The 21,803-nt window shown below is 67.8% G+C and carries 21 protein-coding genes and 1 pseudogene; 17 read left to right on the top strand and 5 right to left on the bottom strand.

Annotated elements, in window-relative coordinates; genetic code table 11:
• Window positions 1-44 precede the first annotated feature (44 nt).
• The 6 genes from A5727_RS26230 to A5727_RS26210 all read left to right on the top strand — a co-directional run bounded on the left by A5727_RS26230 (window position 45) and on the right by A5727_RS26210 (window position 5,762).
• A complete protein-coding gene (locus A5727_RS26230) occupies window positions 45-710 on the top strand; it encodes an Ltp family lipoprotein (protein WP_082950058.1) in 666 nt (221 codons plus the stop codon).
• Window positions 711-1,006: 296 nt separating this feature from the next.
• A complete protein-coding gene (locus A5727_RS26225; RefSeq protein WP_068257673.1) occupies window positions 1,007-2,521 on the top strand; it encodes an adenylate/guanylate cyclase domain-containing protein in 1,515 nt (504 codons plus the stop codon).
• A gap of 32 nt (window positions 2,522-2,553) precedes the next feature.
• Window positions 2,554-3,060, top strand: coding sequence for a lipocalin family protein (locus tag A5727_RS26220; RefSeq protein WP_068257671.1), 507 nt, complete (start codon window positions 2,554-2,556; stop codon window positions 3,058-3,060).
• 13 nt (window positions 3,061-3,073) lie between these two features.
• Entirely contained in the window at window positions 3,074-4,585 is a 1,512-nt protein-coding gene (locus A5727_RS26215) for an adenylate/guanylate cyclase domain-containing protein (RefSeq protein ID WP_068257668.1), read from the top strand.
• Window positions 4,586-4,653: 68 nt separating this feature from the next.
• Complete coding sequence (locus A5727_RS27725) at window positions 4,654-4,923, top strand: hypothetical protein (protein WP_157521578.1); 270 nt, start codon at window positions 4,654-4,656, stop codon at window positions 4,921-4,923.
• A 32-nt stretch (window positions 4,924-4,955) separates the two neighbouring features.
• Window positions 4,956-5,762 (top strand): enoyl-CoA hydratase, encoded by an 807-nt coding sequence (locus tag A5727_RS26210; RefSeq protein ID WP_068257665.1) that lies wholly within the window; start codon window positions 4,956-4,958, stop codon window positions 5,760-5,762.
• A 15-nt stretch (window positions 5,763-5,777) separates the two neighbouring features.
• Here the strand turns inward: A5727_RS26210 and A5727_RS27720 are convergent, their stop codons facing one another.
• Window positions 5,778-5,981, bottom strand: coding sequence for a DUF732 domain-containing protein (locus A5727_RS27720; RefSeq protein WP_286150296.1), 204 nt, complete (start codon window positions 5,979-5,981; stop codon window positions 5,778-5,780).
• A 384-nt stretch (window positions 5,982-6,365) separates the two neighbouring features.
• Between A5727_RS27720 and A5727_RS26205 the strand changes: the two genes are divergently transcribed.
• On the top strand, window positions 6,366-7,424 hold the full coding sequence (locus A5727_RS26205; protein WP_068257662.1) for a 3-deoxy-7-phosphoheptulonate synthase: 1,059 nt from the start codon (window positions 6,366-6,368) through the stop codon (window positions 7,422-7,424).
• 29 nt (window positions 7,425-7,453) lie between these two features.
• Window positions 7,454-8,203: an SDR family oxidoreductase gene (locus tag A5727_RS26200; protein ID WP_068257658.1), complete on the top strand. Its 750-nt coding sequence runs from the start codon at window positions 7,454-7,456 to the stop codon at window positions 8,201-8,203.
• Here the strand turns inward: A5727_RS26200 and A5727_RS26195 are convergent, their stop codons facing one another.
• Entirely contained in the window at window positions 8,204-9,454 is a 1,251-nt protein-coding gene (locus tag A5727_RS26195) for a DUF7373 family lipoprotein (protein ID WP_157521576.1), read from the bottom strand.
• An 83-nt stretch (window positions 9,455-9,537) separates the two neighbouring features.
• Here A5727_RS26195 and A5727_RS26190 point away from each other — a divergent pair, with 83 nt between their 5' ends.
• From A5727_RS26190 to A5727_RS26180, 3 genes are all read left to right on the top strand, one after another.
• Complete coding sequence (locus A5727_RS26190; protein WP_068257652.1) at window positions 9,538-10,275, top strand: hypothetical protein; 738 nt, start codon at window positions 9,538-9,540, stop codon at window positions 10,273-10,275.
• A 16-nt stretch (window positions 10,276-10,291) separates the two neighbouring features.
• Complete coding sequence (locus A5727_RS26185) at window positions 10,292-11,845, top strand: HD domain-containing phosphohydrolase (protein ID WP_068257649.1); 1,554 nt, start codon at window positions 10,292-10,294, stop codon at window positions 11,843-11,845.
• 71 nt (window positions 11,846-11,916) lie between these two features.
• Complete coding sequence (locus A5727_RS26180) at window positions 11,917-12,774, top strand: DUF4349 domain-containing protein (RefSeq protein WP_502687715.1); 858 nt, start codon at window positions 11,917-11,919, stop codon at window positions 12,772-12,774.
• Here the strand turns inward: A5727_RS26180 and A5727_RS27245 are convergent.
• Complete coding sequence (locus tag A5727_RS27245) at window positions 12,699-12,989, bottom strand: WhiB family transcriptional regulator (protein ID WP_082950050.1); 291 nt, start codon at window positions 12,987-12,989, stop codon at window positions 12,699-12,701. The genes A5727_RS26180 and A5727_RS27245 overlap by 76 nt on opposite strands.
• 361 nt (window positions 12,990-13,350) lie before the next feature.
• Between A5727_RS27245 and A5727_RS26175 the strand changes: the two genes are divergently transcribed.
• The 3 genes from A5727_RS26175 to A5727_RS26165 all read left to right on the top strand — a co-directional run bounded on the left by A5727_RS26175 (window position 13,351) and on the right by A5727_RS26165 (window position 15,978).
• On the top strand, window positions 13,351-14,151 hold the full coding sequence (locus A5727_RS26175) for a hypothetical protein (protein WP_068257643.1): 801 nt from the start codon (window positions 13,351-13,353) through the stop codon (window positions 14,149-14,151).
• A gap of 89 nt (window positions 14,152-14,240) precedes the next feature.
• A complete protein-coding gene (locus tag A5727_RS26170; protein WP_068257640.1) occupies window positions 14,241-14,819 on the top strand; it encodes a sigma-70 family RNA polymerase sigma factor in 579 nt (192 codons plus the stop codon).
• A complete protein-coding gene (locus tag A5727_RS26165) occupies window positions 14,812-15,978 on the top strand; it encodes an anti-sigma-D factor RsdA (protein ID WP_068257637.1) in 1,167 nt (388 codons plus the stop codon). The genes A5727_RS26170 and A5727_RS26165 overlap by 8 nt, the downstream gene beginning before the upstream one ends.
• Before the next feature lie 16 nt (window positions 15,979-15,994).
• Here the strand turns inward: A5727_RS26165 and A5727_RS26160 are convergent, their stop codons facing one another.
• Window positions 15,995-16,399 (bottom strand): DUF5319 domain-containing protein, encoded by a 405-nt coding sequence (locus tag A5727_RS26160; protein WP_068257633.1) that lies wholly within the window; start codon window positions 16,397-16,399, stop codon window positions 15,995-15,997.
• Window positions 16,400-16,523: 124 nt separating this feature from the next.
• Here A5727_RS26160 and guaB point away from each other — a divergent pair, with 124 nt between their 5' ends.
• Both guaB and A5727_RS26150 read left to right on the top strand, forming a co-directional pair.
• Window positions 16,524-18,074, top strand: a complete 1,551-nt coding sequence (guaB, locus tag A5727_RS26155; RefSeq protein WP_068257630.1) for an IMP dehydrogenase — start codon at window positions 16,524-16,526, stop codon at window positions 18,072-18,074.
• A gap of 22 nt (window positions 18,075-18,096) precedes the next feature.
• Window positions 18,097-19,224 (top strand): GuaB3 family IMP dehydrogenase-related protein, encoded by a 1,128-nt coding sequence (locus A5727_RS26150; protein ID WP_157521575.1) that lies wholly within the window; start codon window positions 18,097-18,099, stop codon window positions 19,222-19,224.
• 50 nt (window positions 19,225-19,274) lie between these two features.
• Here the strand turns inward: A5727_RS26150 and A5727_RS26145 are convergent.
• A pseudogene (locus A5727_RS26145) lies at window positions 19,275-19,832 on the bottom strand (type IV toxin-antitoxin system AbiEi family antitoxin); the annotation flags it as partial.
• Window positions 19,833-20,006: 174 nt separating this feature from the next.
• Between A5727_RS26145 and A5727_RS26140 the strand changes: the two are divergent.
• Window positions 20,007-21,776 carry a GMC oxidoreductase gene (locus A5727_RS26140; protein WP_068257780.1) on the top strand — a complete coding sequence of 590 codons (1,770 nt, stop codon included), beginning with the start codon at window positions 20,007-20,009 and terminating at the stop codon, window positions 21,774-21,776.
• The last annotated feature ends 27 nt before the right edge of the window (window positions 21,777-21,803 follow it).

Raw genomic sequence — 21,803 nt, 5'->3', positions numbered from 1 at the left:
AACCATGCGGTCTCCACACCGTAATGAGAAGGAACGATCAAACAATGACTGCTGCAGCCGGCTGGTTCCCGGATCCATCAGATCCAAGCAGGCTCAGGTATTTCGACGGGAGCAAGTGGACCGAGAACTACGCTCAACTCGCTGGCCCGACGCCCGACAACCCTCGGCCCGCGAAACCGGGCAGTAAATTCGATGCAAGGAAGGAACATCTCTGGGGAGTAGGCGTGGTGATTGCCGTATCGATCTTGCTTGTCCTCGTATCCTTCGCCAACGGCGAGAAAGACAAGCGATCGTCCTCGTCATCGAATGCCAGCTCCATAAGCACAAGTAGGACAACGGCTGCTGCGCCCGCGCCAACCAGGTCGGAGGTTGTCCCGACCACGACCGAGCCCCCAAAGCCAAGCTTCACCCCTGCCCAGCGGAACGCAATCAAGAGCGCCGAGAGTTATCTGGACTACGCCGCGTTCTCAAAACAAGGGCTGATCGACCAACTGGAGTATGGCGACTTCAGCACCTCAGACGCTACGTTTGCGGTCGAGTACATCGAGGCTAATGGTGGCGTGGACTGGAATGAGCAGGCGGTGAAGAGCGCAAGACAGTACCTGGAGTACACCTCGTTCTCCTTGCAAGCCCTAGTCGAACAACTGGAGTACAGCGGCTTTACGCCAGCCGAGGCTCAGTACGGCGCAAACCAGGCATACGGGGAGTGAACGAAGCTCCGCGGCTCTGAGAGTTCAACGGTCACGGGCACGGGCATCACGGCCACGCGCACTAGTCAGTCAGTACGGAGACACCCCCGGCCCTTTGGGTCGGGGGTGTCTTCGTTCCACATTCGACGACACACGACGCCCCAGGGGTGAAGACTGGAAGTCCGCTAGGGGGCGAGGGGGCTGAATGGCGCACGTCGGGAGAAGGATCGAGCGCCCGCTGACTGCACACGCGGTGACGGGCACGTCGGAGCCGGTGACGGTTTGCCGCCTCAGCCCAGCAGAAGGCTGAGGTTGGGATGGATCGCATCCTGCAGTGGGCGTGGGATCGCCATCAGGCGGCGTACTCATGGGCTTGGATGGCGGTGGCCTTTGTCGCAGCACTGCCGATCTACCTCTTCTTGTCGTTCGCAGTCGTGGCGTCCGAGCACTCCCGGGGATATCCCTCAGCGGCCTTCGCGGCCGGCATCGTTGTGCTGATGGTCGCCTACGTGGTGATCCTGCCGGGACAGGGCGTGTGGAGGTCGTTACGGGAGTGGTCCAAGGGTTGTGTCATCGATACGGCACAAGTGCTCGAAGAGACCTACACCTACTCGCGGCGAGTGATCGGCAGATCGTTGGCGACAATCGTCGTTGGGGCCGGGTTACTGCTGCTCGTGGTCGCCAGTCTTGCGGGCCAATCTGGGCCTCGGCTCGTTCACTATGCCTTGGCGGGTTGTGTCGCGGGCTTCGCATCACACCTGGTGGGTGTGCACACCCTGGCGGAGGCACCCATGCGACCGGTCCGCATCGCGCTCGCTGACTTGACGGATCACGGAGACGCGTTGCCCCGCCCGCGCCCTTCTTTTGCGACCTGGACCAGGTTGTCGATGCTCGCTGCCGCGATGTCGTTCGCGTTCTCCGGGGCCATCCTGACCACGATCTTCGTCGGCACCGTTGAGGCGCCGCTGTTGTGGATTCTCGTCGGCCTCGTGCTGACAGTGATCTTCGGCTTTCCCATCACAGTAGGGGCCGCCTTTGCGCCCTCCCTGCAGCCGATTCGGGATCTGGCTGAGGGGACGAAGCGTGTTGCTGCGGGTGACTATTCGCAGCGTCTGCCGGTGGTGCAGGATGACGACTTGGGTGTCCTGGCGGCGTCGTTCAATCGGATGCAGGCGGGTTTGGCTGAGCGGCAACGTCTTCAGGCCGCGTTTGGGACGTATGTGGATCCGGGGTTGGCGACGCGCCTGCTGGAGCAGGGTGATGACGTGTTCACCGGGGAGCGACGTGAGGTCACCGTGATGTTCGTCGACATCCGGGATTTCACTCCGTGGGCGGAGGCCAACGCTGCCGAGGATGCGGTGGCGCGGTTGAATGCGTTGTTCGAGATCGTGGTGCCCGCGGTGGTCGAGGCCGGTGGGCATGTGAACAAGTTCCTCGGTGATGGTGCGTTGGCGGTGTTCGGGGCGCCGAATGATCTTGTGAGCCACGCGGATGCGGCGGTGGGGGTGGCGGTGCGGATTCAGGGTCTGGTGAGGGCGCGGTTCGGCGGTGAGCTTCGGGTGGGGATCGGCATCAACACCGGGGTGGTGATCGCGGGCACCATCGGTGGGGGCGGCAAACTGGAGTTCACGTTGATCGGGGACGCGGTCAACGTGGCGGCTCGGGTGGAGCAGCTGACCAAGACCACCGGGGACACGGTCCTGCTCACCGGCCACTGCGTCAACGGGCTGGCCGCTCGTCCCTCGGGCCTCATCGATCGGGGGTCGCATGTGCTCAAGGGCAAGTCGACTCCCGTTCGGGTCTTCGGCCTCGACGCGGCCACGAGTCGCTGACGCCGTCCATTTCACGACAAGGAGAAGTTCCCATGAGTCAGTCCGCCGTCACCTCCGTCGACACTCTGGACCTCAACCGCTACAGCGGGCTGTGGTACGAGATCGGCCGGCTTCCGTTGCGCTGGGAGCAGGCCGAAGCCTCCGACATCACCGCCGAGTACACGGTCCAGGACGACGGGAGTGTGCGCGTCGACAACAGGTGCATCGACAAGAACGGCGCACCGTCACAGGCGCTCGCCCAGGCCACCTCGGTGCCGGGCAGGGCCGGTCAACTGAAGGTGTCGTTCCTGCCGGAGCTTCTGCGATGGATCCCGTTCACCAAGGGCGACTACTGGGTTCTCAAGATCGACGAGGGGTACACGGTGGCTCTCGTCGGCACCCCCGACCACAAGAACCTGTGGCTGCTGGCCCGCGAACCACGGGTCGATGACGCCACCGAGGCGGCATACCTGGCAGAGGCGACGCGGCAGGGGTTCGACCTCACGCAGTGGATCAGGCCGACGCAGTCCGGTCGTCGTGTCACCGACGACATGCTCTGACACCGACCCCGACATGGATCGCATGTGGCAATGGACGTGGGATCGGTACAAGACCCGTTACTCATGGGCGTGCTGGGCGGTCATGTGGTCGCTGGCGCTGCCGGTCTACCTCGCCTGGTCGTTGGGCATCGTCGCGTTCGAGCGCTCTGACCGCTACGTCGAGGCGGCTGCGGTGACCGTGGCCGGCGTGGCGGCGTACCTGTATCTCGTGGCGCTGCCCGGCGGAAAGGCTGTCCGCGTCGTCGAGCGGTGGGCCGCCGGCGACGACGTCGACGGGGAGAGCGCATTGCGCGCCACCTACAGCTATGGCCGGAGCCTGATCGCGCGGGGCATGGTCGTCACCGTGGTCTGGGTCGCGGCGCTCTTTGTCGGCGTCGGGATGATCGCCGGGGCGAGCGGGTGGCGTCTCATTCAATACGCGATGCTGGGCGCGATTGCCGGGACTGCCAGCCAGCTGATCACACTGCACAGCATCGTCGAAGCGACGCTGCGGCCCGCCAGGGCGGCGATTGCCTCGAGTGCGGAGTTCGGCGACATCCTGCCGCGCTCGCGCCCGACATTCGCCACGTGGACCAACGTCGCCATTCTCGCGGTCGGATTCGCGTTCGCCGTCGCGGGCGCGATTCTGGGAGCGGTGTTCGACGTGGCCAGGCACGGCCCGGGACTTGCCGTCGCGCTGGGCGGTGCACTGGTGCTCGTCATCGGGCCGTCGCTCTGGGCGGCGTACTCGCCGCTGCTGCAACCGATCAGCGATCTCGCCGAAGGAACCGAGCGTGTCGCCGCCGGGGATTACAGCCGACGCCTTCCGGTGGTTCAGGACGATGATCTGGGCGCGCTGGCGGGCTCGTTCAACCGGATGCAGGCGGGTTTGGCTGAGCGGCAGAGATTTCAGGCTGCATTCGGGGCGTACGTGGATCCGGTGTTGGCGGCACGGTTGCTGGAGCAGAGCGACGACGTGTTCACCGGGGAGCGTCGTGAGGTGACGGTGATGTTCGTCGACATCCGGGATTTCACGCCGTGGGCCGAGGTCAACAATGCCGAGGATGCGGTGGCTCGGCTGAATGCCCTATTTGAGATTGTGGTGCCTGCGGTGGCGGAGGCCGGTGGGCATGTGAACAAGTTCCTCGGCGATGGTGCGTTGGCGGTGTTCGGTGCGCCGAATGATCTTGTGGGTCATGCCGATGCGGCCCTGGGGGCGGCGGTGGAGATTGCGCGTCAGGTTCGACAGCGGTTCACCGGTGGCCTACGGGTCGGGATCGGCATCAACACAGGGGTGGTGATCGCCGGCACGATCGGAGGGGCGGGCAAGTTGGAGTTCACGTTGATCGGTGATGCGGTCAATGTGGCGGCACGCGTCGAGCAGCTGACCAAATCCACCGGTGACGCGATACTGTTGACCGGGCAGACCGCCGACGCCCTGAACACGCGACCGCGCGACCTGGTGGATCGGGGTGCTTACGGGTTGAAGGGCAAGACCGCGCCCACGACGGTGTTCGGCCTGGACCCGGATTCCGCGGCCCTGTGAATCGTCGGCCACGGGGTGTTGATGAACTCGATCCCGCAGTAGGCTCGACTGCATCGAGGTGAAGTGAGATGAAGCTCAAAGACACACTTGCGATAGCGGTTCTGGCAGTCGGTCTGAGCGCCGGAGGCCTGATGGGGGCCAGCGTGGCCGTCGCCGCCCCGAACGCTCCCGGCATCGACTTTCCCCAGAAACCCCACCACGACTGGGATGACTGGGGCCCCGGGCCCGGGCCTGGGCGCGGGCACGGGAATTGGGGGCCAGGCTGGGTCAACGGAATCGATGCCTGCGTCGGCGCCACCGGTCCGTACGGTTATGTCACGGGTTATGTGTGCATCTAGCGGCTGACGGTCGGTGCTAGCGTCCGACAGTCATGGACCCACTGCTGCTGCAACACCGTGACGATCGCGGTGTGGTGACGTTGACGCTGAACCGTCCCCAGTCCTTCAATGCCCTCTCCGAAGCGATGTTGTCTGCGCTCGGCGAGGCCTTCGACGCGCTGGCCGAGGATGAGACGGTGCGAGTCGTGGTGCTCGGGGCGACCGGTAAGGCGTTCTGCGCGGGCCATGACCTCAAGGAGATGCGGGCCGAGCCTTCGCTGGAGTACTACGAGCGCCTGTTCGCGCAGTGCACCGACGTGATGCTGTCGATCCAGCGACTGCCGGTGCCCGTCATCGCCCGGGTCCATGGGATCGCGACGGCCGCGGGTTGCCAACTGGTCGCGATGTGCGATCTCGCTGTCGCGAGCCACGACGCGCGTTTCGCGGTCAGCGGCGTCAATGCCGGACTGTTCTGCGCGACGCCCGGTGTTGCTCTGTCGCGAAACGTGCCGCGCAAGACTGCTTTCGAGATGCTGGTCACTGGTGACTTCGTCTCGGCCGAACAGGCCAAAGTGTCGGGATTGGTCAACCGGGTGGTCGGGGCCGACGAATTGGACGACGAGATCGAGACGCTGGTGGCCAGCATCGTCGCCAAGCCCGCGGTCGCCGTCGCCATGGGAAAGACGTTGTTCTACCGGCAGATCGAGGTCGGGATGGCCGCTGCCTATGCGGATGCCGGCACCACCATGGCCTGCAACATGATGGAGCCCAGCGCACTCGAGGGCGTTCAGGCGTTCATCGACAAGCGCCCACCCGACTGGTCGGAGGCGCGGGCGTCGAGGGGCGGCCAGAGTCGCTGACCGGCTCAACCCGGATCAGCACAGGTACATCGTCGCGCTGGTGAACAACGCCGTGGCGTCCTCGCGGCCCACCGACTCGTCGGTGTTGGCGTAGATGTTGTCGATGATGACGTCGCGGCTGATGCCGTCGCTCCAGTCGTCGCAGGCGCGGTAGCCCCAGTCGAGCATCTCGGCCTCCGAGCCCGTGAACCCGTTGGCGTGCGGCGGGCGCGGCGCCAGCTATCGCGATGCCTACGACTCCGGCTGCGACAGCAAATCTGATGATGGCATTACCCATGGGACTGCCCTCCCATTTCCCCCGGTGGCTGTGATCACAGCCATGCCAAGCGTAGATCCACAGGCAACTCCGATGTCGCGATTTCGGACTCATCCCAGGGGACGGTTTGGCCGTCGGCGAATGCCGGTATAGCCTGGACGCCGTGAACATCGGTGTGTGTGCCAGCTATTGGCGCTTTATCAAGGCTCCGGGCGGAGCCGATAAAGCGCAGCAGTAACGCACGCATCCACCCGGAGCCCAGGCAGTGACCGTCAGGTCGCTGCCTTTCGTCATTCAAGGGCACCCGGGTCTGCGCAGGTGTCCACATCAGAAAGGCACCCAAGGACATGAACCCCCCTCAGACCGTCACGCCGCCCGCGACGTCGGACCGCCGGATCCGCAGCTTCAGTGAGATCCCCAGCCCGCACGACGTCCTCACCGAGTTCCCGTTGGGAGGCCGGCGAGCGGAACGGGTGGCCCGCGACCGTGATGAGATCGCCGCGATCCTCGCCGGGCACGATGACCGCCTGCTGGTCGTGGTCGGCCCCTGCTCGGTGCATGATCCCGCCGCCGCGTTGGAGTACGCGAGCCGCCTGGTGAAGGTGGCCGATGAGCTCAAGGACACGCTCAAGATCGTCATGCGGGTCTACTTCGAGAAGCCACGCACGACGGTGGGGTGGAAGGGCCTGATCAACGACCCGGACATGGACGGCACCTTCGACGTGGCCCGGGGCCTGCGCATCGCGCGTCAACTGCTGCTCGACGTCATCGACATCGGCCTTCCGGTGGGGTGTGAGTTCCTCGAGCCCACCAGTCCGCAGTACATCGCCGACGCCGTCGCCTGGGGCGCGATCGGCGCACGCACCACCGAGTCGCAGGTGCACCGGCAGCTGGCGTCGGGCCTGTCGATGCCGGTCGGATTCAAGAACGGCACCGACGGCAACATCCAGGTGGCGGTGGACGGTGCGAAATCCGCTGCCGCACAGCATGTCTTCTTCGGTATGGATGACATGGGCCGCGGTGCGGTGGTGAGCACCGCGGGCAACGAGGACTGCCACGTCATCCTGCGCGGCGGCACCGGCGGACCGAACTACGACGGCGATTCGGTGCGTGAGGCCGCCGACAGGCTCGCCAAGGCCGGCCTGCCCGGGCGTGTCGTGATCGACTGCAGCCACGCCAATTCCGGCAAGGACCACATCCGCCAGGCCGGCGTCGCCGACGAGGTGGCGCAGTTGGTGCGAGACGGCCTGCCGATCAGCGGCGTCATGCTGGAGAGCTTCCTGGTGGCCGGCGCACAGGCTCCCGAGGCCACGCCGCTGACCTACGGCCAGTCGGTCACCGACAAATGCATGGACTGGGCGGCGACCGAGCTGGTTTTGCGGGGGCTGGCCAAACGGACCGACTGAGGCGACACTGAGGGGCGGGGAGGCTCATCATGCGTGTTGCAGTGGCCGGTGCCACCGGCAATATCGGTTCCCGAACAGCGGCTGCGCTCGAGCGGGACGGGCACGAGGTGGTGCGGATCAGTCGCTCCCTCGGGGTGGACCTGATCACCGGTGAGGGGTTGGACGCCGCGCTGGACGGCGTGGCCGCGGTGATCGACACGATCAGCTCGCCGCCGATCAGCCCGGAGGAGACCCGTGACTACTTCGGTGTCACGACGACGAACCTGCTGGCCGCCGAAGCGCGCGCGGGAGTGCGACACCACGTGCTGCTGTCCATCGTCGGGATCAACAGAATCGACGGTGGCACCGCGCATTACGCCGGCAAGCGCGAGCAGGAACGGCTGATCGCAGCGGGCCCGGTGCCGTGGACCATCGTGCCCGCCACGCAGTTTCACGACTTCGCCGCGCTGGCCGCCAGCTGGGGCGAACAGGACGGCGTCGCGCCCATCGCGCCGCTCCTGGTCCAGCCGATCGCTCCCGACGACATCGCCGCGGTGCTCGCCGAGGTCGCCACGGGTGCGCCCCAGGGCAGGCACGTCGACGTCGCCGGACCCGAGACTCAGGACCTCGTGGACATGGCCCGTCGCACTCATGCCGTGCTGGGCCGGGACGTGAAGCTGGTTCCGACGTGGTCGGGTCCGCTGGATCTGTCCATGGCCGGCAATGTGCTGCTCCCCGGGCCGGGCGCGCGGATCGCGCCGACGACCTTCGAACAGTGGCTGGCCGCGGGCGCGAGTTAGTCAGCGCCCAGCCAGGATTCGGTACTGCGCCGCAATCTGCTGCTGGGCGTCGGTGAGGTCACTCGAGAACACCGTGAACGCGTACCTGTCGGTGAAGGCGACGCATTTGTGCTGCCAGCGCACCCGCTGCCACGAGATCGCGGAGGTGCCGGATTCACCCCGGACCCGGGTGTAACAGCGGGCCTGGGGAAGTCCCTTGACCGGACGCGCCGGACTCACGCCAGGCTCGGCGCTCGCCTGCTCGCCGAGTCCGGTCGCGACCTTCCGGGCCGCTTCGTCGTCGCGGGCCCGGTACACCGTGGCGCGGCGTTGCGAGACGTAATCGACTCCGGCGTCGCGGAACAGCGCCGCCGACTTGACCGGGTCGGTTTCGAAGTGCACCCACGCCTCCGAAGGCCAAGCGCCCATATTCGCCGGTGCCTGATTGTCCAGATTCCACAGGGTGGCGGCCAGCATCTGACCGGTGGGGTCCATCGGGAGGTTGCCCAGCTTCTCGAGGGGAGTGGGTTTGAAACTGTCGATCCGTTTCCTCTGGTCGCCGATGACCCCCTGAATCAGCGCCTTGGGGGAGTGGGACATCTCCCCGGGAGCGCGTTTCACCCACGCGCGATTGAGGAAGACATACGACTGGTACGGCGTGAAGGACTCCACGATTTCACCGGTCCCAGGAGCCTCGTAGATCGTGGCCAGCGCGTCGGGCTGGCTCACGTCGACCGGCGTCCGCGGGCCCGCCCCGGGCGGCAGCGGGTTCTTCTCGGCCATCTCTCGGGCTGCGGCGGCGGCGCCCGCTGGATCCGCGAAGCGGACGACCATGTTGAACAGCGAACCCGTCGGGGTCGCGTCGGAGAACCGCAGGGTCGAGAACGCCGTGACGAACCCGTGAGCGCCCATGACATCGGCCAGTTCGACCGGGACACCGCCTGCGGACTTGACCACCTCGATCGACGGCAGCGGCAGGGTGCTCGACGTCAGCAGGACGTCACCTCTGCTGCGGAACGCACTGTTGACCTGCCAGGGGCCGACCACGAAGCTCGCCATCCGATGGGCCTCCACAATGTTCCCCGAGGTGGGGGAGACCTCACCCGCACTGGCGAAGGGCGGACCCGCGGCCACCGCGTAGTCGCCGGTGTCCAACTGCGCCACGTCGACACCATCGGAATCGGGCCCGGTCGGTTTGCGGGCAGTGCCTTCGACGGCGGTCGAACAGCCCGTCACGAGCAGTGCGGCCATGAGGCTGGCGAGGAGTCTCATGCCTACAGCATGTCGTACGCCAGCCGAAGAGATGGGGCAACTGCCCCATGCGGCCGCTGTCGCGGGAGCGTGACGATCGCGCTATGAGTAATTCACACACACCACAGACAGCCGCCGCCGAGGTGGCGGCGACCCCCACTCTCCCGTCCGGCGACGGCGACCGGTTCACGGTCTTCGGCGTCATGGGCCTGCCCTTCGCCAGTGGGCACTACCTGGCGCTGCGGGACTTTCCCGCGGCATCCTTTCTGCCGCCGTCGATTCCGGGCTACCGGTCGGTGTGGCACCGTGACCCCGACGGCGTCTGGACGTTCTACGCCACCACGCCGGGGCCGCTCAGCTGCGCCCGGTACTTCAGTTCCGCCACCTCGGTCGACGCCGTCCAGTGCCCCATCGAGACCGACTGGGACGACGACTACACCCTGACGGTGACGATCCCCGGGAAGCTCCGGTGGACCGTCGCCTTCCGCGCCACACCGACGACCCGGCTGCTCAGCACCATCGGAACGATGCTGCCCGAAGGGGCGTGGACGAGTTCCTCGGCGCTGGGCGTCATCGGCCGCTGCGCGGGAATGCTGCTGGGTGCGGGTCAGATCCGGCTGGCCGGGGCCTCACCCAACGGACAGCGGTTCCGCGTCGCACCCAAGCAGATGTGGGAGGTCTGTGCGTCCCACGCTGAACTGGACGGCCAGGACCTCGGTTCCGTTGCCCCGCTGCGCACGCAGGCCCGTCTCGGTGACTTCCGGCTGCCGCAACGAGGGCTGGGCGTGGTGGGCCAGGCGCGATTCAGTCAGGCGGCGAATGCTGCGCCAGTGCGCACCTGAGGAGCACAATCGGCCGATGGACTCCGAAAGCGGTCCCAGCCGAGCCGAACTGCTCGCCGCACTGTCGGTGGCCGTCGACCTCGGTCTGGGGCAGCCGGCCGAGCACATGCTGCGCTCGGCGCTCATCGGCACACGCATCGCCGACCGTCTGGGCCTGGACCGCGACACCCGTGACGTCGTCTACTACTCGACGCTGATCATGTGGATCGGCTGTCACGCCGACTCCCACGAGTACGCCCGCTGGTTCGGTGACGACATCGCGGTGCGCCACGACTCGTACTTCGTCGACTGGTCGGGGATTCCGTATCTGAGGTTCGTGCTGTCGAACGTCGCCCGAGGCGAACCGCTGGCGCGCAGGCTGTCGGTGTTGACGTCGTTGGTGGTCGGTGCCCGTGGGCACATCGCCCAGCTGATCCATTCGCACTGCGCGTCGGCGGTGCTGCTGGCCGAGCGCATGGGGCTCAGTCCCGCGGTCCAGGAGGCGCTGCGGTTCACATTCGAGCGGTACGACGGCGGCGGCCTGCCCGGCGGTGTGAGCGGTGAGGCCATCCCGATCGCGATGCGCGTCGCCCAGGTCGCGGACATGGTCGAGGTTCACCACCGCGTGGGCGGGGTGGACAAGGCGGTCGCGATGGTGACCGAGCGCCGTGGCGGGCAGTTCGATCCCGGCATCGTCGACGTCGTGGTCGGAGATGCCGAGCAGATCCTGGCAGGCCCGAGGGCAGGCGACAGCTGGGCCGCGGCCCTGCGCGAGGCGCCCGACCGTGACCATCGTCTCGACGACACTGGACTCGACGCGCTGCTGTGTGCACTCGGCGACTTCGTCGATCTCAAATGTCCCTTCATGCTTGGGCATTCGCGAGGCGTGGCGCGGTTGGCCGCCGACGCCGTCGCGGTCGCGGGACTGGACGCCGCGGTGGCGACCCGCGTCCGCAGGGCCGGGCACGTGCACGATCTGGGCCGGATCGGGATCTCGAACCAGATCTGGTCCAAGGCGGGCGAACTCACGCCCGCTGAGTTCGAGCGGGTCCGCCTGCATCCCTATCTGACGATGCGAATCCTGCGCCAGGTCAGCGGACTTGAGCACATCGCCAGCCTGGCCGGAACCCACCACGAGAGTCTCGACGGGTCCGGCTACCCGACTGGGCTGGCCGGACCCGCACTCGGACTGCCCGAACGCATCCTGGCCGCCGCGGTCGCCTACCAGTCGGCGCTGGAACCCCGCCCGTACCGGTCCGAGATGTCGCCGGACGACGCGCACCGCCGGTTGACTGGCCGCGTCGCCGCCGGGGAACTCGACGGCGTCGCTGTCGACGCGGTGCTGTACGCCGCAGGACGGTTGCCGCGTCGTCCCACCGGGGGATCGGGGCGGCTGACACCGCGCGAGGTCGAGGTGCTTCGGCTGGTGGCCGGTGGCGCCTCCAACAAGCAGATCGCCGCGCACCTGGTGATCAGTGAGAAGACCGCGCGAAACCACGTCGAACGGATCTACGCGAAGCTCGGCGTCTCGAACCGGATCGGCGCAAGCATGTACGCGCTGCAGCACGGCATCGCCGGAACCCCCGGCTGATCGGCTACCTTGCAGGCATGACCGTGGGGACGGGGTGGATCCGCTGGGTTTCGTTGGTGCTGCTGGCGACAGTGGCGTTGGTCGGGTGCGGTGGGGGCTCGACCGGCGAGATCTCCCGCGGACCGGCGCCGGTGCCGGAGGACGCCGCAATGGCGCCGGCACCCGTCTCCGGGCCGCAACCGCAGGAGCCGGCGGTCAAACGTGACGTGGTCAAGACCGCGTCGATGGTGCTGACCGTGCCCGACACCTCGGCGGCCGCCGACCAGGCCGCGGTGATCGCCGAGGATTCCGGGGGCCGGGTCGACAGCCGGACCGAGGACGCGGGGTCGGGGTCCGGGCGCGCGTCCTCGTCCGTCGTGCTGCGCATCCCGGCCGACCGGCTCGATGAAGTCCTGCGCCGGCTCAAGGAACTCGGCGTCGTCGAGTCGACGGAGACTCGGGCCGACGATGTGACCGCGCAGCGGGTCGATCTCGACGCCCGCATCAGGGCGCTGCAGACGTCGGTCGACCGCCTGCTGGCGATCATGCGGGACGCCGCTGATCCTGAGGCGCTGATCGCGGCCGAGAACGCCTTGTCACAGCGTCAGGCCGAGTTGGACAGCCTGCGTGCTCAGCGCACGCAGTTGGGGGAACAGGTCGACTACAGCACGGTGAATGTCAACTTCATCGCCGAGCAGATCGGCGGACCCGCACCCCAGCGCTACTCCGGCTTCCTCGGAGAGGTGCACCGGGGCTGGGATGCGTTGGTCGGCCTCGTGAAGGATCTGGTCCTGCTGCTGGGCTGGTGGCTGCCGTGGCTGGGCGCGCTGGTGGTCGCGGCCGCCCTGGTCTACGGCGTGGTGGTGGTGCTGCGTCAGGCGCTGCGGCGGATGCCGCGCTTGAGCAGCAGCTCACGCTCGGACTCGGACAACCCGCCCCAGATTCCGTAGGGCTCGCCCACGGCCAGTGCGTGTGAACGGCACTGCGCGATCACCGGGCACCGCCGGCACATCTCCTTGGCGCGCATCTCTCGCTGCGCGCGGGCACGGCCACGCTCCCCGTCCGGGTGGAAGAACATCGAGGAGTCGACGCCCCGGCACATGCCCTGCATCTGCCAATCCCAGATGTCGGCATTTGGTCCCGGTAGTTGCTGCGGCTGCGGCATGGTTAAACCCCTTGTCGCCGAGTTCCGTTGCCTTGCTTAGGAACGTGGGTCCGAGTGCTGTCGCCGATGACTACTCGATTGCCTCCACAACGTAGAAGCGAGCGTGAAAGCGCGTCAATAGTCACCACCTGTGCGCAATGACATAGCCGCAGCGTGAGAATTTACGTCACGTTCATCATTTGAGTCGTTATGTGGCGGGAACCGTGCTAATGGGCACCCTTCGAATCCCCCTGAACTTGAATAGCCCCAGTTCGGCGTCGACGCACGGCGCGAGTTGTTTCCTGCCGATCAATAGGTAGTTGACACGTTCGTAACTTCGGCTAGACGAACTGTTAACCCGAGAATTGGTAGCGTGCGGGCGATGTCCAGGTCATTCTCGTCCGCCCTCCTCGAAGGCGCAGCGTTCGGCGAATGCCCCGGCACCTGGCCGCTGCCGGCCGCCGACACCCTCGCCGAAGGCTGGTGGCGAGCCGTCGCCGCGGCCGGCCAGGGGCACTACGGGCAGGCGTTCAGCGAACTGGCCGGGATCCGTCGGTGTGAACTGGACGGCCCGCTTCGGTCCCTGGCCCTGAGCACCCACGCATCGCTGCTGCGCCAGCTGGGCTGGCACGGGCTGGCTCGAGGCTGGGACGGCCGCGCCCTCCTGGCTGCCGGCTCCGACGTCGACGCACGGTTGGACGCCCTGGTGGGGCTGGCTGCCGACGCACTGGGCACCGCGCGGTTCGCCGCGTCCGAACGACTGCTGTGCGCCGCCCGCGCCGCGATGGCCGAAGGTGGCCATCACGAACGGGCGGGCGTGCGGGTGCAGTGGGTCAGCGCGGAGCTGGCGATGGCTTCAGGCCGCGGCGACGTTGCACTCGACCATGCCCGCCGCGGCGTCGAACTGGCTCACGGGCAGCGCTCCGTGCGGCACCGGGTCAAGAGTGACGTCGTGCTGGCGGCCGCGCTGTGCTGCGCCGGTCGCGTCGACGACGCCCGGACCCACGCGGAGAAACTCCTGGACGAGACCGCGCATCACGGGTTGATTCCGCTGCACTGGGCCGTCGCCAGCCTGCTGTGCGGCATCGGCAGCGCGACGCGCCCGGACCCCGAGATGGCGCAGATCCGCGACGCTGCCGCGAAGTTGGTGGAACATCGCGGGGGAGTCTGGTGCGTGCGGTGACCGTTGGGGCCCCCGCCCGCGCCGTTATTGTTTAGCCAGCCCCGCCGCCGGCATGTGTCCGGCTCGTAACGTTGGAGATACCGCCGTCGATGACAATTCCAGGAGAACGTCTCGACGCTGTCGTTGCTCAGGCAGTGGCCGGCGATCGTGATGCGCTCCGGGAAGTGCTGGAGACCATCCGCCCGATCGTGGTCCGGTATTGCCGGGCTCGTGTCGGAACCGCGGAGCGCAGTGGCCTCTCAGCTGATGACGTCGCACAGGAGGTGTGCTTGGCCGCCATGATGGCGCTGCCGCGCTACCAGGACCAGGGACGACCGTTCCTGGCATTTGTGTACGGCATCGCTGCCCACAAGGTTGCTGACGCGCACCGCGCGGCAGCCCGTAACCGTGCAGAACCGACCGACTCCGTGCCGGAGCGGTACTCCATGGAGCACGGGCCCGAGCAGATGGCGATCAACGTCGACGCGGGGGAGCGCATGAATGCCCTGCTGCAGGTCCTGCCCGAGAAGCAGCGCGAGATCCTGATCCTGCGCGTCGTGGTCGGCCTGTCCGCCGAGGAGACCGCTGAGGCGGTCGGCAGCACCGCCGGTGCGGTCCGGGTCGCCCAGCACCGCGCCCTGGCGAAGCTGAAAACCGAGATCACGGCGACGGGGTACGACTATGCCTGATTTCACCTCCGGGCCCGAGTCGCTCGAAGACATCGCCCGCACCGACATGCTCCTGGACGCACTGGCCGGTCAGCGCCGCGTCCGCCCCGCAGACCGTGCCGACGCCGAAATCTTCGCCCTGCTCGAAGGCTGGCGCGATGACGTCCGGGGCCCGTCGGCGACCCGCGTGGTCACCGTCGACCAGGCCGCCGCGGCGCTCGAGGACGGGTTGGCCGCGCGCCGACCCACGCAGCGCGGATCGCGTCGCGGTCTGACCCTCGTCGCCTCGACGGCCGCGGCCGTGCTGGGCATCGGCGGATTCGGCGCACTCGTGGGCGGCGCCCAACCGGGCGATGCCATGTACGGGCTGCGCACGGCACTGTTCGGCGAATCGCAGGCCGTGCGTGACGATCGCGTCACGCTGGCCGCGCAGACCAAGATGGCCGAGGTCCAGCGCCTGATCGAGACCGGCGACTGGGAGCAGGCTCAGGCCAAGCTGGCCGAGGTGACCTCGTCGGTGGAGTCCGTCGACAACGTCGAGGCCAAGACCGGCCTGATCCAGCAGTACAACGAGTTGAGCGTCAAGGTCGGCACCCGCGACCCCAACGCGAGCCTTCCGGTCGTCGCGCCGGGCGAACCGCCCGTACCGCCGCCGCCGGGAGTCACGCTGCTGGAGCTGCCCCCGGTGACGACGCCGTCGACGACCCCGGGCGAAACCACGCCGAGCGAGACTCCGGGGACCACGACGGCGCCCTCGACGGCGCCCTCGGAGACGTCGGTGCCCCCGACGGAATCGACCGGACCGACTACGGAACCGGCGCAGCCCTCGGACGCCGTGACCGCGCCGACCACCACGCCCACCACGGCCACGACGGCTCCGCCTGCGACGAGCGCGGCACCCACCGTGACCACCACGGCTCCGACCACTCCGACCACGACCACTCCGACCACGACGACGGCGACGACCACGACGGCGCCGTCGCAGGCGCGGGCGAACACCACAACGCCCACCACGGTGGCACCTGCCCTGGAGGCCCCGCCGACCAGCGTGCCGACGGCGGCGAGTCCGGTCGAGGCGGCCGAAGAGGTGCCTCAGAGTGGAAACAGCATCACCACGACGACGCTCCCCGGCAGTGTCATCGAAATCCCGGTAGCGGGAGCAGGAGAAGAGGAGAGCTGATCAGGCGCACGCCTGATCAGCGATATCCGTCACTTTCCGAGGCCGCCTCGTTGAGGGAGGCATCGGCGTATCCCCGGCAGTAGTCCCACGTCACGTAGGCGTCGGGCTCGGGGTCATAAGCGGGCTCATGGGGGCGCACGGTGCCATCCACCAGCAGCTGCAGCAGGTTGGCGCGCAGCATGTCCCAGTCGTGGTAGTGGTCCTGCTGGCATTCGTCACAGCAGACCACGAGCCCACGAATCCCCTTGTGTGCCAACAGGGATTCGTAGACCGCCAGATCGGCGAGATCGGCTTCGACGGCGGCGCGCTCCTGAGGATCCAGCGGCTGCCCCGGTTCGATGGCGTCCAGCGCGGCCGACGGATCGTAGGGGTCGTCGGCGAACGGATCCGGCGGCAATCCCGGAGGCAGATGGTCGCGCACGCCTCTACAGTACGCAGACCCGCTGGGCTAAGCCAGCGATACCCGGGGTGAGGCGTGACGGCATCCGTACTGCGAGCCGATAGGATGTCTCCATCGCCCGTATGCCTTAGTGGAGGCCCTCTCAATGGCTCGACCCCTGTCTGACGCCGAGCACACCGCCGTGCCCACCGGTGGCGATGACCCGCACAAGATCGCGATGCTGGGACTGACTTTCGACGACGTCCTCCTGCTTCCCGCGGCGTCGGACATCATCCCCGCCACGGCCGACACGTCGAGCCAGCTGACCCGCAACATCCGGCTCAAGGTGCCGTTGGTCAGTTCGGCCATGGACACCGTCACCGAGGCGCGGATGGCGATCGCGATGGCGCGCGCGGGCGGAATGGGCGTGCTGCACCGCAACCTGCCGCTGGCCGAGCAGGCCGGCCAGGTGGAGACGGTCAAGCGGTCCGAGGCCGGCATGGTGACCGACCCGGTGACGTGCTCACCCAACAACACGCTGGCCGAGGTCGACGCGATGTGCGCCCGGTTCCGGATCTCGGGCCTGCCGGTCGTCGACGACACCGGATCCCTGGTGGGCATCATCACGAACCGCGACATGCGCTTCGAGGTGGACCTCAACAAGCCGGTCTCCGAGGTCATGACCAAGACGCCGCTGATCACCGCGCGCGAGGGTGTCACCGCGGACGCCGCGTTGGGCCTGCTGCGCCGCAACAAGATCGAGAAGCTCCCGATCGTCGACGGGAACGGCAAGCTCACGGGCCTGATCACCGTCAAGGACTTCGTCAAGACCGAGCAGCACCCGCTGGCCACCAAGGACAGCGACGGCCGCCTGCTCGTCGGTGCCGCGGTGGGTGTCGGCGACGATGCCTGGGAGCGGTCGATGGCGCTGGTCGACGCCGGTGTGGACGTCCTGATCGTGGACACCGCACATGCGCACAACCGCCGCGTGCTCGACATGGTCAGCAAGCTCAAGGGTGAAGTCGGCGAACGCGTCGAGGTCGTCGGCGGCAACGTCGCGACCCGTGGCGCCGCCGCCGCGCTGGTCGAGGCGGGTGCCGACGCGGTCAAGGTCGGCGTGGGCCCCGGTTCGATCTGCACCACCCGCGTCGTGGCCGGTGTCGGTGCGCCCCAGATCACGGCGATCCTCGAGGCCGTCGCGGTGTGCCGGCCCGCCGGGGTGCCCGTGATCGCCGACGGAGGCCTGCAGTACTCGGGTGACATCGCCAAGGCGCTGGCCGCGGGCGCGTCGACCGCCATGCTGGGCTCACTGCTCGCGGGTACCGCCGAGTCGCCCGGCGATCTGATCTTCGTCAACGGCAAGCAGTTCAAGAGCTACCGCGGCATGGGGTCACTCGGGGCGATGCAGGGCCGTGGTGCCGCAGGTGCCACCCGTGGGTCGTTCTCCAAGGACCGCTATTTCCAGGACGACGTGCTCTCCGAGGACAAGCTCGTGCCCGAGGGCATCGAGGGCCGGGTGCCGTTCCGCGGTCCGCTGTCGACGGTGATCCATCAGCTCACCGGCGGCCTGCGCGCAGCGATGGGCTACACCGGAGCGGCCACCATCGAGGATCTGCAGCAGGCGCAGTTCGTGAGGATCACGCCGGCGGGGCTCAAGGAGAGCCACCCGCACGACATCACGATGACCGTCGAAGCACCGAACTACTACTCGCGCTAAGGGGGACCAGTCCGTGCGCGACATGGTCGAAATTGGCATGGGCCGCACTGCGCGGCGCACCTACGAACTCGCCGACATCAACATCGTGCCGTCCCGGCGGACGCGCTCGAGCCAGGATGTGTCGACGACGTGGCAGCTGGACGCCTACCGGTTCGACATCCCGGTGGTCAGCCACCCCACCGACGCCGTGGTGTCGGTCGAATTCGCCATTGAGCTGGGCCGCCGCGGCGGCCTCGGGGTCATCAACGGCGAGGGACTGATCGGCAGGCACGCCGACGTCGAGGCCAAGATCGCCCAGGTGGTGGAGGCCGCCGCGAAGGAGCCCGAGTCGACGGCCGCGATCAGGCTGCTGCAGCAGCTGCATGCCGCGCCGCTGGACCCCGATCTGCTCGGCGCCGCCGTCGCGCGCATCCGTGAAGCCGGAGTGACCACCGCGGTCCGGGTCAGCCCGCAGAACGCGCAGGCACTGACCCCGGTGCTGGTGTCCGCCGGAATCGACCTGCTGGTCATCCAGGGCACCATCATCTCGGCCGAGCGCGTCGCCTCCGACGGTGAGCCGCTCAACCTCAAGACGTTCATCTCCGAACTCGACATCCCGGTGGTCGCCGGTGGTGTGCTCGACCACCGCACGGCGCTGCACCTGATGCGCACCGGCGCGGCCGGCGTCATCGTCGGGTACGGCTCGACGGCGGGCGCGACCACCAGCGACGAAGTGCTGGGCATCAGCGTGCCGATGGCCACCGCGATCGCCGACGCCGCCGCCGCACGTCGGGAGTACCTCGACGAGACCGGCGGTCGGTACGTGCACGTGCTGGCCGACGGCGACATCCACACCTCCGGTGAGCTGGCCAAGGCCATCGCCTGCGGCGCCGACGCCGTGGTGCTCGGCACGCCGCTGGCCGCCGCGGCCGAGGCGCAGGGTGACGGCTGGTTCTGGCCGTCCGCCGCGGCGCACCCGTCGCTGCCGCGCGGCGCGCTGCTGCAGATCGCGGTCGGGGAGCGGCCCTCGCTGGACCAGGTGCTCAGCGGGCCGTCAGACGACCCGTTCGGCGGGCTCAACCTCGTGGGCGGCCTGCGCAGGTCGATGGCCAAGGCCGGGTACTGCGATCTCAAGGAGTTCCAGAAGGTCGGCCTGACCGTCGGGAGCTAGCCTCCCCCCTTGGCGCGAGCAGACGCAAACTCGCACTGATTCGGGCAGAATCACGCGAGTTTGCGTCTGCTCGGCCTGTCCAGGTGATACCTGAGTCGCTCGGCGAGCTCTGCCTGGTAGATCCGCACGTCGGTGACGACCATGGGGACCATGGTCCAGCCCACCTGCTGAATACCGGCCAATCGCAACTTGTCGCGCAGCATCTCTTCGCGCCCGGCATGGTGGGCGACGCTCTCGTACTCGGCGCACAGCATGGCCTCGGGCCAAGCGAAGTCGGTGCGCCACTCTTCGCCGTTCGGGCCGTAGATCACGTACTGCAGTTCGGGTTTCGGCAGGTTGTAGTCGATCATCACCAGGCGGGCCTCGCTCTCCATGGCCGACTCGGCGCGGCCGTCGGCGTGTTCCAGTAGGGCCCTGACCTCGACGATGCCGCGCCGGCCATGCTGTTCGTACACCACGGCGGCCAGTTCGTCGGGTGTGCACCGTCCGGCGTGCAGTGCCGCGTCGAGGGTGGCCAGTGCACGCGGTCGCGGTAGCTGTCGCGCGACCTCCACCGCCGTCCATGCCGGGGCGGTGGCCGAACGGCCAGCGACACGCTGCGAAGCCGCCTAGGCGGTGAATGAGAGCGAGCGCGTTGTCCACGCCCGAATGGTGTGCAGGTGGGGCCTGCGCCCATGTGCATCCATTCACAGGCTTCCCGCGAGCAGACACAAAATCGCATGTTGGAGGCCGAGATCGTGCGAGTTTATGTCTGCTCGCGGATGGGGTTCATACTTGGGGCCATGGCTCCGGATTACGACGTGTTGATCATCGGGTCGGGCTTCGGCGGCAGCGTGTCAGCGCTGCGCCTCACCGAGAAGGGCTATCGGGTCGGTGTGCTGGAGGCCGGCCGCAGGTTCTCCGACGCCGACTTCGCCAAGACCTCGTGGAACCTGCGGAAGTTCCTGTGGGCGCCGCGGTTGGGGTGCTTCGGCATCCAGCGCATCCATCTGCTGCGCAACGTGATGATCCTGGCCGGGGCGGGCGTCGGCGGTGGATCGCTGAACTACGCCAACACGCTGTACGTGCCGCCGGACCCGTTCTTCAACGACCCACAGTGGAAGCACATCACGGACTGGCGCGCCGAACTGATGCCGCACTACGAGCAGGCCAAGCGCATGCTCGGGGTGGTGACGAATCCGACCTTCACCGACGCCGACCGAATCATGAAGGAGGTCGCCGACGACATGGGTGTGGGTGACACCTTCGTGCCCACCCCCGTCGGGGTGTTCTTCGGGCCGGACGGGCAGAAGGTGCCCGGAAAGCGCGTGCCCGACCCGTATTTCGGGGGAGTGGGACCCGAGCGCACCGGGTGCATCGAGTGCGGATCGTGCATGACGGGCTGCCGCTACGGCGCCAAGAACACTCTGGTCAAGAACTACCTCGGCCTCGCGGAATCGGCTGGGGCACAAGTGCATCCGATGACCACCGTGACGGGTTTCGCGCAGCGGCCCGACGGACTGTGGGAAGTCCGGACGGCGCGCACCGGATCGGGCCTGCGGAAACGACGGACATTCACCGCCACACATCTGATCCTCGCCGCCGGCACCTACGGCACACAGCGCCTGCTGTTCAAGATGCGCGACAGGGGCGCGCTGCCCAAGCTGTCCGACCGACTCGGCGTGCTCACGCGAACCAACTCCGAGTCGATCGTCGGTGCGGGTCGGCTTGAGGTCGGATCCGACCTGGACCTCACCCACGGCGTCGCCATCACATCCTCGATCCACCCGACGTCGGACACCCACGTCGAACCCGTGCGGTACGGCAAGGGCTCCAACGCGATGGGTCTGCTGCAGACCCTGATGACCGACGGCGCCGGACCCGAGGGCACCGATGTGCCGCGCTGGCGGCAGCTTGTGGAGCAGGCACGCCAGGATCCACGCAAGATGCTTCGGCTGCTCAACCCGAGCCGATGGAGCGAACGCACCATGATCGCCCTGGTGATGCAGCATCTCGACAACTCCATCACGACCTTCACCCGCAGGACCCGGCTCGGGTTCCGGATGATGAGCAGCAGGCAGGGGCACGGCGAGCCGAATCCCACGTGGATCCCGGCAGGCAACGAGGTCACGCGGCGGATCGCGGCCAAGATCGACGGCGTCGCGGGCGGCACTTGGGGTGAGCTGTTCAACATCCCGCTGACCGCTCACTTCCTGGGCGGCGCGGCCATCGGCGACAGCCCGGAAACCGGTGTGATCGACCCGTATCAGCGGGTCTACGGCTACCCGACCCTGTCGGTCATGGACGGCGCGGCCATCTCGGCCAACCTCGGGGTCAACCCGTCGCTGTCCATCACCGCGCAGGCCGAGCGCGCAGCATCGTTGTGGCCCAACAGGAATGGGCAGGATCTGCGGCCCGAGCAGGGGCAGCCCTATCGGCGGCTGGACCCGGTGGCGCCCGAGCATCCGGTGGTTCCGGCGTCCGCACCCGGGGCGCTGCGGTGGCTGCCGATCGAACCGGCAAGTGTGATGTCTCAGGACATCGGTGACGGTTCTGCATCAGGACTTCGGTGACGGTCAGTGTGTCAGGACTTCGGTGAC

This window comes from Mycobacterium sp. ACS4331 (assembly GCF_001667265.1).
Classification (GTDB): Bacteria; Actinomycetota; Actinomycetes; order Mycobacteriales; family Mycobacteriaceae; genus Mycobacterium.
The sequence above is the reverse complement of the archived record's forward strand: the minus strand, read 5'-3'. Positions and strand labels throughout refer to the sequence as shown.

Coding starts and splice junctions, on each gene's coding strand:
- A5727_RS26230 (WP_082950058.1), top strand. CDS start 45: ATGACTGCTGCAGCCGGCTGGTTCCCGGATCCATCAGATCCAAGCAGG.
- A5727_RS26225 (WP_068257673.1), top strand. CDS start 1,007: ATGGATCGCATCCTGCAGTGGGCGTGGGATCGCCATCAGGCGGCGTAC.
- A5727_RS26220 (WP_068257671.1), top strand. CDS start 2,554: ATGAGTCAGTCCGCCGTCACCTCCGTCGACACTCTGGACCTCAACCGC.
- A5727_RS26215 (WP_068257668.1), top strand. CDS start 3,074: ATGGATCGCATGTGGCAATGGACGTGGGATCGGTACAAGACCCGTTAC.
- A5727_RS27725 (WP_157521578.1), top strand. CDS start 4,654: ATGAAGCTCAAAGACACACTTGCGATAGCGGTTCTGGCAGTCGGTCTG.
- A5727_RS26210 (WP_068257665.1), top strand. CDS start 4,956: ATGGACCCACTGCTGCTGCAACACCGTGACGATCGCGGTGTGGTGACG.
- A5727_RS26205 (WP_068257662.1), top strand. CDS start 6,366: ATGAACCCCCCTCAGACCGTCACGCCGCCCGCGACGTCGGACCGCCGG.
- A5727_RS26200 (WP_068257658.1), top strand. CDS start 7,454: ATGCGTGTTGCAGTGGCCGGTGCCACCGGCAATATCGGTTCCCGAACA.
- A5727_RS26195 (WP_157521576.1), bottom strand. CDS start 9,454: ATGAGACTCCTCGCCAGCCTCATGGCCGCACTGCTCGTGACGGGCTGT.
- A5727_RS26190 (WP_068257652.1), top strand. CDS start 9,538: ATGAGTAATTCACACACACCACAGACAGCCGCCGCCGAGGTGGCGGCG.
- A5727_RS26185 (WP_068257649.1), top strand. CDS start 10,292: ATGGACTCCGAAAGCGGTCCCAGCCGAGCCGAACTGCTCGCCGCACTG.
- A5727_RS27245 (WP_082950050.1), bottom strand. CDS start 12,989: ATGCCGCAGCCGCAGCAACTACCGGGACCAAATGCCGACATCTGGGAT.
- A5727_RS26175 (WP_068257643.1), top strand. CDS start 13,351: ATGTCCAGGTCATTCTCGTCCGCCCTCCTCGAAGGCGCAGCGTTCGGC.
- A5727_RS26170 (WP_068257640.1), top strand. CDS start 14,241: ATGACAATTCCAGGAGAACGTCTCGACGCTGTCGTTGCTCAGGCAGTG.
- A5727_RS26165 (WP_068257637.1), top strand. CDS start 14,812: ATGCCTGATTTCACCTCCGGGCCCGAGTCGCTCGAAGACATCGCCCGC.
- guaB (WP_068257630.1), top strand. CDS start 16,524: ATGGCTCGACCCCTGTCTGACGCCGAGCACACCGCCGTGCCCACCGGT.
- A5727_RS26150 (WP_157521575.1), top strand. CDS start 18,097: ATGGTCGAAATTGGCATGGGCCGCACTGCGCGGCGCACCTACGAACTC.
- A5727_RS26140 (WP_068257780.1), top strand. CDS start 20,007: ATGGCTCCGGATTACGACGTGTTGATCATCGGGTCGGGCTTCGGCGGC.